At 58.1% G+C, this 10,176-nt stretch carries 7 protein-coding genes and 1 pseudogene; 6 read left to right on the top strand and 2 right to left on the bottom strand.

Going from position 1 to position 10,176, the window contains the following annotated elements:
* The 4 genes and pseudogenes from HMPREF3098_RS11535 to HMPREF3098_RS07010 form a co-directional block, all read left to right on the top strand.
* Positions 1–492, top strand: a pseudogene (locus HMPREF3098_RS11535) (hypothetical protein); the annotation flags it as partial.
* Positions 493–1,341: 849 nt separating this feature from the next.
* The gene (locus tag HMPREF3098_RS07000; protein ID WP_070434549.1) at positions 1,342–3,405 is read left to right on the top strand and encodes a gamma-glutamyltransferase; all 2,064 of its coding nucleotides are present in this window, start codon (positions 1,342–1,344) and stop codon (positions 3,403–3,405) included.
* Between the two features lie 184 nt (positions 3,406–3,589).
* The gene (gene pgsB / locus HMPREF3098_RS07005; RefSeq protein WP_070434550.1) at positions 3,590–4,924 is read left to right on the top strand and encodes a poly-gamma-glutamate synthase PgsB; all 1,335 of its coding nucleotides are present in this window, start codon (positions 3,590–3,592) and stop codon (positions 4,922–4,924) included.
* 1 nt (position 4,925) lies between these two features.
* On the top strand, positions 4,926–5,936 hold the full coding sequence (locus tag HMPREF3098_RS07010; RefSeq protein WP_070434551.1) for a poly-gamma-glutamate biosynthesis protein PgsC/CapC: 1,011 nt from the start codon (positions 4,926–4,928) through the stop codon (positions 5,934–5,936).
* Between the two features lie 225 nt (positions 5,937–6,161).
* Here HMPREF3098_RS07010 and HMPREF3098_RS07015 read toward each other — a convergent pair whose 3' ends face one another.
* Positions 6,162–7,022 (bottom strand): DMT family transporter, encoded by an 861-nt coding sequence (locus HMPREF3098_RS07015; RefSeq protein ID WP_070434552.1) that lies wholly within the window; start codon positions 7,020–7,022, stop codon positions 6,162–6,164.
* Positions 7,023–7,144: 122 nt separating this feature from the next.
* Here HMPREF3098_RS07015 and HMPREF3098_RS07020 point away from each other — a divergent pair, with 122 nt between their 5' ends.
* Complete coding sequence (locus tag HMPREF3098_RS07020; protein WP_070434553.1) at positions 7,145–8,410, top strand: aspartate kinase; 1,266 nt, start codon at positions 7,145–7,147, stop codon at positions 8,408–8,410.
* A gap of 170 nt (positions 8,411–8,580) precedes the next feature.
* Here the strand turns inward: HMPREF3098_RS07020 and HMPREF3098_RS07025 are convergent, their stop codons facing one another.
* Positions 8,581–8,826, bottom strand: coding sequence for a PLD nuclease N-terminal domain-containing protein (locus HMPREF3098_RS07025; RefSeq protein WP_070434554.1), 246 nt, complete (start codon positions 8,824–8,826; stop codon positions 8,581–8,583).
* A gap of 218 nt (positions 8,827–9,044) precedes the next feature.
* Here HMPREF3098_RS07025 and HMPREF3098_RS07030 point away from each other — a divergent pair, with 218 nt between their 5' ends.
* Positions 9,045–10,079, top strand: a complete 1,035-nt coding sequence (locus HMPREF3098_RS07030; protein ID WP_070434555.1) for an aspartate-semialdehyde dehydrogenase — start codon at positions 9,045–9,047, stop codon at positions 10,077–10,079.
* The last annotated feature ends 97 nt before the right edge of the window (positions 10,080–10,176 follow it).

The raw sequence follows: 10,176 nt of genomic DNA on the forward strand, positions 1-10,176 counted from the left end.
CCATCGACTCCAAGTGAGCCGTCGGAGCCGTCGACTCCGAGCGAGCCAAATGAGCCGTCGACTCCGAGCGAATCGACTGAGCCCACGAAGCCCGGCAAACCAACGGATCCTTCGGGTTCCACCACGCCAACCGTGCCTAGTGAAACCACGAAGCCCGGCAAACCAACGGATCCGTCCGATCCGTCCAAACCGGGTGTTCCAACGGACACCACCACGCCAGGCGATAAGCCGAAGCCAGGTGGCCCGGTGGATACGAGTGGCGGCGGTCATCCGCCGGTACAACCCGGTGGTAGCCCGAATGACATCGTTGGTGGTGTCACGGGTGGCCAAGGCGAAACCCCACCAGCGATGGCGCAGAACGCGCCACAGCGTGTCGTTGGTGGGCTGGCAAATACCGGTGTCAACATTGTTGGCGTACTGGTTGCAGCCTTGATCGCTACGACCTTGGGCGTTTACCTTGTCGCTAGCCGCAGGGAGGAGCGGGAAAGCTAAACCAGCGTTGATATTCCATCAGCGCAGGTGGCGCTAGCCTCCTCCGCCTGAGAATCCCCCGAGCGTGGGCTCACCCAGCCCAGGCCCGGGGGATTCGTCTGTCTGAAAAGCGCGTTAGCTAGGCGCGGGCCCGAGGTCAACTATTGACAGGTGTTGGTGCGGGATTGTAGGTGCTTTAGCCAAGCGCGGGCCCGAGGGGTTGGTCGACCTCGCGCAGGAGAGCGCTAGACGCGTCCCATTTGTAGCGTCTGCCTCTGCCTCATTTCGATTCACTGCTGACTTCTTCTCGATGCCACTCGATGCGTGATTTGCAGAGCGAGATGGCCGTTGGAGCGCAGGTTTTGTGCGTTTCGTTCTGCTTTGTGGGTGCGTGGGGCGTGGGTTGGGTGTGGGTGCGTGATGTGCAGAGTGAGATGGCCGTTGGAGCGCGGGTTTTGTGCGTTTCGTTCTGCTTTGTGGGTGCGTGGGGCGTGGGGGTGCGCGTGGGGCGTGGGTGTGTGGGGCAGCCCGGGGCGGCGCGGGACAGCTGGAAAAGGATCCCCCTTCGTAAAGTGAACATAAAATGTCGAACACTTTTGCGTGACAAATGTTATTGACGGCCAAAAATAAGCAGTTCAACCCCATTTTCTAGAATTCTTACCCCACCCCTTGCGCACTAAAGTGTTCAACAGTAATCTGGCCCCGCAAAGCAGCTCTCCAGGTTCGCTCAAGGAGTTTACGGGGTGTTCAGCACGGTACTCCCGGCAAACGCTCCGAAGCGGGCCAGTTCCGTCAAGCCCCGCCCGGTTCGGAGGTTGCTGCTGATCAACAGTCAGAAGGCATCCTATACACCCCAGAAGGAGAGCACGAGTGTCACGGCATTCAAAGAGGGCCCCCGCGATCGGGCTAGGTCTCGCCGCCGCGTTGTTATCCACATCAGTGGTCGGGTGTGGTGTAAAGGAAAACAATGCCCAAACACCGGAGGAAACCCAGCGGGCCCTCACACACTGTGGCACTGATCCCCAAAACGGCCAGAACGTTGCCCAATCGGCGCCGGGGCAGGATCACCCCGACGAGGCCACAACGGACCGATCCAACACGAGCCTACGCATTGATGCCCCGAACGCATTCGCCATCGCCACCCCTGACCCATCGGCAACCTACGTGGGCTGTCGCGTGCTGGCCCAGGGAGGGACCGCCGCCGATGCCACCTTCGCTGCACAGATGATGCTGGGGTTAACTGAACCCCAATCGTCGGGCCCAGGTGGAGGCGCCATTTCGGTGTATTACAGCGCTGAAAAGAACAAGCTGCTTTCTTTCGACGGCACCGTAAACGCACCTACAGAGGATACGAACAATCCAGATCACGCTGGTGCCGTCGCGCGGGTGGGTGTACCCCGGACACTCGAACTGATGCGCGCGCTGCATAAGGACCACGGAAAACTCGATAAGCACGAGCTGCTTCAACCCGTCATCGATCGAGCAACTGCGGGATTCACTCCGTCAACGCGGTTACGCGAGGCAGTGGATAGTCGGCCTGAATTGTTTACGTCTACCCACACGCAGCACCTAGACTACCTTCGCACACTGGGGAACGCGGGTGATGGTGCCCGCGTCACCAATCTTGCATACGCCGAAACCATCCGGCGGATCGCGTCCGGGGAATCCATCTTGGATGTCGGGGATAGTGCTCGCGATAGTCTCGTCGCGCAAATCGGTGAGCAAACGCTGGATCTGCAACGTGCGGAGGATTCGGCGTCGTCCAAAAAAACCAAAAAAGAAGACCGGGTAAGCCAGCAGAAAACCCTTATTGGTGACTGGTCGGCGGCGGAGGAACAGCAGGCTACGACTCGTGCCGATGAGGCGACCTGTACCGACTACCGCAGCAAACAAGTATGCGGCAATTCGTCGCCCGCCACCGGCAGTGCGTTTGTGACCCAGGCACTCAACATTATTTCTCACCTGCCAGAAAACAAGGTTGCTGGGAATTCTTTTGTCTCGACGCCCACCGCGAAGCCGAACTCGAATAGCTCTAGTGCAACGGTAAACGGTGATGGTGTTTCTGTGAATCGTGAGCTGCTATCGGAAGTTCAGCGTGTAGTAATGGCCAATGCCAACACGTACATGGGGGATCCGCGGACTGCGCCCAGGGTTGCTGAAGAATATGTGAAAGACATCGTCCGAAATGGTGACCGGGCGGGTAAGGATGCGGAGGACATCCTCAACAACCGAGTAAAAAAGGAGCCCGAGCCGCACAAGCTCACCGATGCAGCGGGGGATTACAACGACTTTGAAGAAGATGGCACATCGCAGATCTCTGTGAAGGATCGTTACGGCAATGTCGCCAGTACGACTACGACTTTGCAAAAGAACTTCGGAGCGGGGATTTTCATCCACGGGTTCTTCCTTAACAACAGTCTGGATAATTTTTCCTCGCAGCAGGCAGAAGGTGAACGGGCCAATATACGCCGGGCATCCGCACATCCAAAAACGATGATGGCGCCGCTGATTCTGGCCGATGGTGGGCGGGGCTTTGCAGCCTTGGGGTCCCCTGGCGGATCAAAGATTCCTTCGTACGTTCTGAAATCGGTCATTGGGCTTGTGGATCTGCACCTTGATCCCACCTCAGCGGTATTGCAACCAAATTACGGCGCGCTGACCCGGTCCAAGGTGTACGTGGAATCGGAGCCCCCGGCGGGGCCGGGCGCCCCGGGATCACAGGGAGCGCCGCAACCTTCGGAGACCCCGCGAACCGGGAGAGACCACCCCGACGGCCGTCGTACTACTGCCAGCAACGACAACACTAAGGCCCGCCGCGTTACGGCTAAGGCGGATTCGGGAATAAGCATTGTTGCTACGACCGGCGATGCGCTGGAGGGGGCCGCTGATCCTAGGAGATCGGGATTAGTTCTTGGGGGGTCTAAAGATGCCTGACTGAACTTCAACCGTCGGACAGAGCCTTCGCCCGGCTTGGCTTCCCCAATCCGCCGAGTACGCCCTAGAACATCCGGTGCCTTGCGCCTCCGATTTTTGTTTCTGACCTGCCCGCCCCGGTGCCACGCGCTTCCGACTTTTGTTTCTGACCTGCCCAAGCCACGACACTCAGAAGGAGTGCCCCATGTTCATCTTTTTCCTCCTGTCCCTCCTAGCCGTCATCGGCTTTGCTGTTTTCTTTCACCAGCGCGAGAAGGACCACAATGCGCGCCTCAACCGCCTGGACGTCAACGTTCATGTCAACGGGATTCGCGGGAAATCCACGGTCACCCGCATGCTCGGCGGTGTCATGAGGGCCGCTGGTGTTCCTAGCATTGCGAAAACTACCGGCACCTACGCTTGTGTCATTGATCCCGACGCCGACGAGCACCCGATCCGGCGCACTGGTCCGGCAAATATTGGTGAGCAGTTCAATTTCCTGCGTAAGTGGATTAGCCCCGAAGTCCGCGGGTTGGTCACGGAATGCATGGCGGTAAAGCCACGCTACCAGCTGATTTGCCAACGCGATATTCTCAAATCCCCAGTGTCGGTGATCACCAACGTCCGCCTTGATCACCAAGAAGAGATGGGGGACACCTTGGAAGAGATTGCGCGCTCTTTGAGCAACACAATTCCTGTGCGGGGCATCGTTGTGACAGGCGAGCGAGACCCATATTTGCGCCGTGTCATTGAAGAAGAAGCCATCAAACGCGAGTCCACGGTGGTGTTTGCTGACCCCAGCGAGCTGTCCCAATCCATGGTGAAGAAATTCAATTATCACCAGTTTGAAGAAAATGTCGCGGTTGCCTTGGCTGTCGCCGATGTGTTGGGCATCGACCGGGAGACGGCGTGCGAGGGAATGCTTTCGGCGAAACCGGATCCAGGAACCATTACTGTGACCGAGGCGGCGCTAAGCAGTGGCCAACAGCTGTATTGGATTCCCATGTTCGCAATTAACGATTGGGAATCCACAGTGAAGGTGTTCCGCTCCGTGGTGAAAGATACGCTTCCCGCGGACGCGGGCATCATCGTTGCGCTTAATAACCGCGAGGATCGTACTGACCGCGCCAAGATGTTCCTCGAACTGGTAGCCAATGAATTGCGAGATGAGGTCGATCGCATCGTTTTGTACGGAGAGCTCCAAGACGCCGTTTATCAAATGCTGCTTGAAGAGGGATTCCCAGAAGAAGGCATCATCCGAACTAATGACATGGATGAGACAACCAGTGGACGTGAACTCGTCAATCGTGCCGTTGAAGGGTTGGATTACGACAAGGTTGCCATGTTCGGAATGGTCAATATCCACACCGAGCAAGTAACGCACATGCGCCGTTATGTCAATGCCCTTGTGGAAGGCCAAACAGGAAAGGTTGACTTGCTGGAGGAAGATCGGACGGGGAAGGTCAACGCGCTGGGTGCGGGGCGGACGGGGAAGGTCAACGCGCTGGGTGCGGGGCAGTCGGGAAAGGTCAACGCTTAAAATGAACGCCCTATACAAGGATTTCTTTAGTAACACAGAATTCACCGCTGCTTATATTCATCTGTCGTTTTTCTGTGGCTTAATCGTGGCTTACTTCTACTTCCGGAATAAGCAGATCGTGATTGGCGGAAGCCTCGGCATCGGCTACTTGGCCGCTTCTTTGTATATGCCCTGGAAAGTCGCGTTTACAATTCTGGTCGCGTTCATTGCGCATACCATTATCCGCTACGGGGTTTTGAAAATATGGCTACCACGGCCACGGGTGATTTTCGCCATTGGTTTGTTGGTAGGTGTGTTCCTAGAAATAATTTGGCATCTTGTAAACACCTTCATCTTGGAGTCCAAACCGGAGGATCTGGGTTTGGCTGTCATTGGTGTGGTGATTCCCGGCATGCTGTGCAATTCCTTCATGAAACAGGGGCTTGGGAAAACCCTGCTGCCCGCATTGTGGTTGGTTCCTCTCAGCGCAGCTGCGGGCCTCATGCTGGCATTTCTTTCTCAAGCGTGGCTTGGGACGGAGATTGAGGAGGAGTTGTTCGAAAGCGGTGGCGACAATACTTCCTTCATTCTCATGGCCGCAGCTTCCGTGTGCATTGCACTGTTTATCCAGGAAGGTCCACTCAAACGTCTCGGGTGGCGTACTGGTGGTTACGTGTCAGCGGGATTCCTTGCTGTGGCGGTATTCAACATCAACTACCTCTGGGTGCTGTTGTTTTCCACAGCGGTGGTGTACACGGCGGGGAGGATCTTCTTTTCGGGTGTCCCGCTGTTCGGTAAGCACCGTTTCCTTCTGCTGTGCCTGTTTTCTTTTACATTCGTAACACTAAGTGAATATGTGTTGATGCGTTATTTCAACGTTCACTTCTACCGGTTGGAGAACCTAGTCTTTTGTATTTTGCCGGCAGTCATCGCCAACGATCTGCTGCATCACGGATTCAAGCGAACCCTCCCAGGCATGGCCGCTGCTTCCGGAAGTATCGCGGCAGTAGCTTCGGTGATCGCGATGGCGTGAATCGACGGATCGTCTACACGGTGCGGGGGGCTCGCGCGGCGAGCGGGGCTTCCCTACTCCCCGCTCCCCGCGCAGCCCGCTGCACGTCGCGAGCCCCGTCCGCGCAGCCCGCGGTGCGTTGACTGTCCCGCTCCCCGCGCAGCCCGCTCCCCGCGCAGCCCGCTGCACGTCGCGAGTCCCGCCCGCGCAGACCGCATTGCGTCGACTGCCCCGCGCGCAGCCCCGCTAATCCTCCACCGATTTGCGGCTGAGCACGAAAGTCCCCACGATCATGATCACAATAGACAGCAAGACGTAGGACCACTGCCAACCGGTCACGCGGAACTGCTCGCGAAGCAGCGCATAACCCAGGGTGAACGCAACGATGGGTTCTGCAATCGTCATTGCGGGCAATGAGTTTTTCAAAGCGCCAGCATTAAACGACGTTTGTTGGACAGCTGTACCCAACCCGGCGCAGAACAACAGGCCATAAAGTTCCCAACTGGCGATCAGACCCGTGAACCCACTGTGAACCCACACATCAACCACAGCCTTGGACAGCACGGCCAAGTATCCCATAATTCCGCCGGTGATAAGCCCGAACACCAGCGCTTTTTCGCGACGATACTGAATGCGCGCGAAGCGATACATGCCATATAGCACCACCGCGCCTATAGCCACAGCGATCGCCCATTTTTCTGCGGGTGGGGCGGATAAGCCGGGCGTCGGTTTACCAAAAATAACCAACACGCCGACGGCGATACTCAAAATGGTGGCCCACAACGTTTCGGACTTGGAGATGGGGCGGTGATCAAACTTGGAAGCCAAAGGCAACGTGAACATCAGCTTGAGGACCAGAATGGGCTGCACGATAAGCAGGGATCCGAACCGCAAAGCCACGATCTGCAGGAAATATCCGAAGAGAGCGCTGAATAATCCAGCCCACCACCATGGCTTTCGGATGGCCGCCAAGATGGGCACATTCGAGGTCTCGGGGTTGGATTCTCCGTTCTGCTCGGCGATACGGTGACGCACGACAGTGCCCCAAGCGATGGTCAATGCGGACCCGAGGGCAAAGAAGATCGCCAGTACGTCATCAGTATTCATCACACCATAGGCTAAACGACTGCGTGGTTCCGTGAAACGTCGGCCATGGCTTGTTGTAATCTCTCAACTATCACTGTTTTAGATGAGCCCTAATTCCCGAAAGACCGAGAGGTGGGTGCCCCGTGGCACTGATCGTCCAGAAGTACGGCGGATCGTCGCTGGAGAATGCTGAGCGCATTCGGCGCGTAGCCGAACGGATTGTGGAGACTAAGCGCCAAGGACATGACGTGGTAGTGGTGTGCTCCGCGATGGGCGATACCACCGATGAGTTTCTGGAGTTGGCTGAGCAAGTTAATCCCGTGCCGCCGGCGCGCGAGATGGACATGCTGTTGACGGCTGGCGAGCGGATCTCGAACGCGCTGGTGGCGATGGCCATCGATTCATTCGGCGCCGAGGCGCAGTCCTTCACAGGCTCGCAAGCGGGTGTTTTAACTACCGAGCGCCACGGAAACGCCCGCATTGTTGATGTGACGCCCGGTCGGGTCCAAGAAGCTCTGGATAGGGGCAAAATTTGCCTGGTTGCGGGTTTCCAGGGTGTGAACCGCGAGACGCGGGACGTAACCACCTTGGGCCGCGGTGGCTCCGATGCCACGGCGGTGGCGCTCGCCGCCGCGCTGAACGCGGATGTGTGTGAGATCTACTCGGACGTCGATGGCGTGTACACCGCCGATCCGCGCATCGTGAGGGACGCAAAGAAGCTGGATAAAATCAGTTTCGAAGAAATGTTGGAAATGGCTGCGGTGGGCGCGAAGGTGCTCATGCTCCGCAGCGTGGAATACGCCCGCGCTTTCAACGTGCCACTGCGCGTGCGCTCTTCGTACAGCACGGACATAGGCACCCTAGTTAGCGGATCAATGGAGGATATCCCAGTGGAAGAAGCAGTATTAACCGGCGTTGCACACGATCGTTCCGAAGCGAAGATCACGGTTCAGGGTATCCCCGACAACCCAGGCGAAGCCGCGAAGATTTTCCGTGCCGTAGCGGATGCGGAAATCAACATCGACATGGTCCTGCAGAACATTTCTAAACTGGATTCCAACCGCACGGACATTACGTTCACCTGCCCACGCGAGGATGCATCCCGCGCTATGCAGATCCTCAAGGGCATGGCTGAAAGCGCGGGCTGGCAAGATGTATTGTTCGATGACCACGTGGGCAAGGTTTCCCTGGTCGGTGCGGGAATGAAGTCCCACCCGGGCGTGACCGCTGACTTCTGCGAGGCGCTGCGCGATGCGGGTGTGAACATCGAGCTGATCAGCACTTCGGAAATCCGCATTTCCGTATTGATCCGCGATACGGAGCTGGACAAGGCCGTGAAGGCTTTGCACGATCGGTTTCAGCTGGGTGGGGAAGAGGAAGCCACTGTGTACGCCGGCACCGGGCGGTAGAGTTGCCGCGCGGGTCTGCCGCGGCCGAGCCCTGTCGCGCGGGTTTGCCGCTCGGTTGTGCCCTGCCATGCGGTTGTGCCGCTCGGTTGTGCCCTGCCATGCGGTTGTGCCGCGCGGGTGTTCCCGCTTCGCCACCGCGGCTGAGCCCTGCTCTCGCCCCTGCTTCCCCGCTAAGCCGTGCTATCGCGGCCAAACATGAACCACGCAATCGGACCCAGCAGGGGAAGTCCCAGGGAAATCAGGATCCAGATGGCTTTCCCGCCCGCACCGTAGTTAGCGGAGCGCAGGATGCTAAACATCGCCGCGATAAACAAGACCAGCCATGCGAGGGCCAGCACGGCCAGTAGGATCAGGAACCCGCCAGAGGCCCATTGAATAGTGGTGTCCTCGGCGGCGTGAATCAAAATATTAGGCATAGTTGTCCTTTCGGTGAGGTGAGGGTTTCGTGCCTACCCCTGTTAACTTATGACGGCTATGCATCGTATGCGTCCTACCTAGGGTGGACTTTTCGGGGGCTAGGTATGATTCGTGTACTAACGTCTATATCGACGTGCACATAGCTAACTGCGTGCTCATAGCTGAATTCTTCACAATTCATGTTGCAGCTATGACGGAAGAACGGAGATATTGAATCATGACCACCCTCGCCGTTGTTGGTGCCACCGGGCAGGTTGGGCGCGTGATGCGTCGCATCCTCGTGGAGCGTAGCTTTCCTGCGGACAAGGTGCGCTTCTTCGCCTCTGCGCGCTCGGCAGGAAAGGAAATCGATTTCCGAGGCGAGAAGATCGTGGTGGAGGACGTAGCGGCAACATCCACGGAAGATCTTAAGGGCATCGATATTGCCCTGTTCTCCGCAGGTGGCGGCACTTCGCGTGAGCACGCCCCCCGTTTCGCGGAAGCCGGCGCGATTGTCGTGGACAACTCTTCGGCGTGGCGTAAGGATCCGGACGTTCCCCTGATCGTGTCAGAGGTGAACCCGGAGGCTGCCAAGAACACACCCAAGGGCATCATTGCGAATCCGAATTGCACCACCATGGCCGCAATGCCCGTGATGGGTGCGCTGCACGGCAAGGCGAGCCTAATCAAGATGCATGTTTCCAGCTACCAGGCCGTATCTGGCTCGGGGCTGGCGGGTGTGCGGGCGTTGATCGAGCAGACTAAGGCGAATCTGGATCACCTCGAGGCACTGGTAGAAGATGGTTCCGCGTTGGAGGCTTCCAGCACCGATCCTTATGTCGCGCCGATCGCCTTCAATGCGCTGCCACTGGCTGGCAACCTCGTGGATGATGGGACCCTGGAAACTGATGAGGAGCAGAAGCTGCGCAATGAATCCCGCAAGATTCTGGGCCTCCCCGATCTGCTGGTTGCTGGCACGTGCGTCCGCGTGCCCGTTTTCACTGGTCACACGATGACAATTCATGCGGAGTTCGCCAACCCGATCACCGCGCAGGAGGCCGAGGATATTCTGACGGCCACCGCAGGTGTTGAGGTTGTAGATGTACCGACGCCCCTCGCCGCAGCCGGCAAGGATGACTCCCTGGTGGGGCGTATTCGCCAGGACCAGACGGTGGCGAATGACCGTGGCCTCGTACTTGTCGTTTCGGGCGATAATCTGCGCAAGGGCGCGGCGCTGAACACGATTCAGATTGCGGAGCTGTTGGTGAAGTAGTCGGGGCGCGCGCCCGCGGTGCCCACCCGTTGACCCCTGCGCCCGCACGCGCCCTTGCCCCGTGGCGTCCATCCGTGCCCACCCGCTGACCCCTGCG

It is taken from the genome of Corynebacterium sp. HMSC28B08 (genome assembly GCF_001806865.1).
GTDB lineage: Bacteria > Actinomycetota > Actinomycetes > Mycobacteriales > Mycobacteriaceae > Corynebacterium > Corynebacterium auriscanis.

Coding starts and splice junctions, on each gene's coding strand:
- pgsB (WP_070434550.1), top strand. CDS start 3,590: ATGTTCATCTTTTTCCTCCTGTCCCTCCTAGCCGTCATCGGCTTTGCT.
- HMPREF3098_RS07010 (WP_070434551.1), top strand. CDS start 4,926: ATGAACGCCCTATACAAGGATTTCTTTAGTAACACAGAATTCACCGCT.
- HMPREF3098_RS07015 (WP_070434552.1), bottom strand. CDS start 7,022: ATGAATACTGATGACGTACTGGCGATCTTCTTTGCCCTCGGGTCCGCA.
- HMPREF3098_RS07025 (WP_070434554.1), bottom strand. CDS start 8,826: ATGCCTAATATTTTGATTCACGCCGCCGAGGACACCACTATTCAATGG.
- HMPREF3098_RS07030 (WP_070434555.1), top strand. CDS start 9,045: ATGACCACCCTCGCCGTTGTTGGTGCCACCGGGCAGGTTGGGCGCGTG.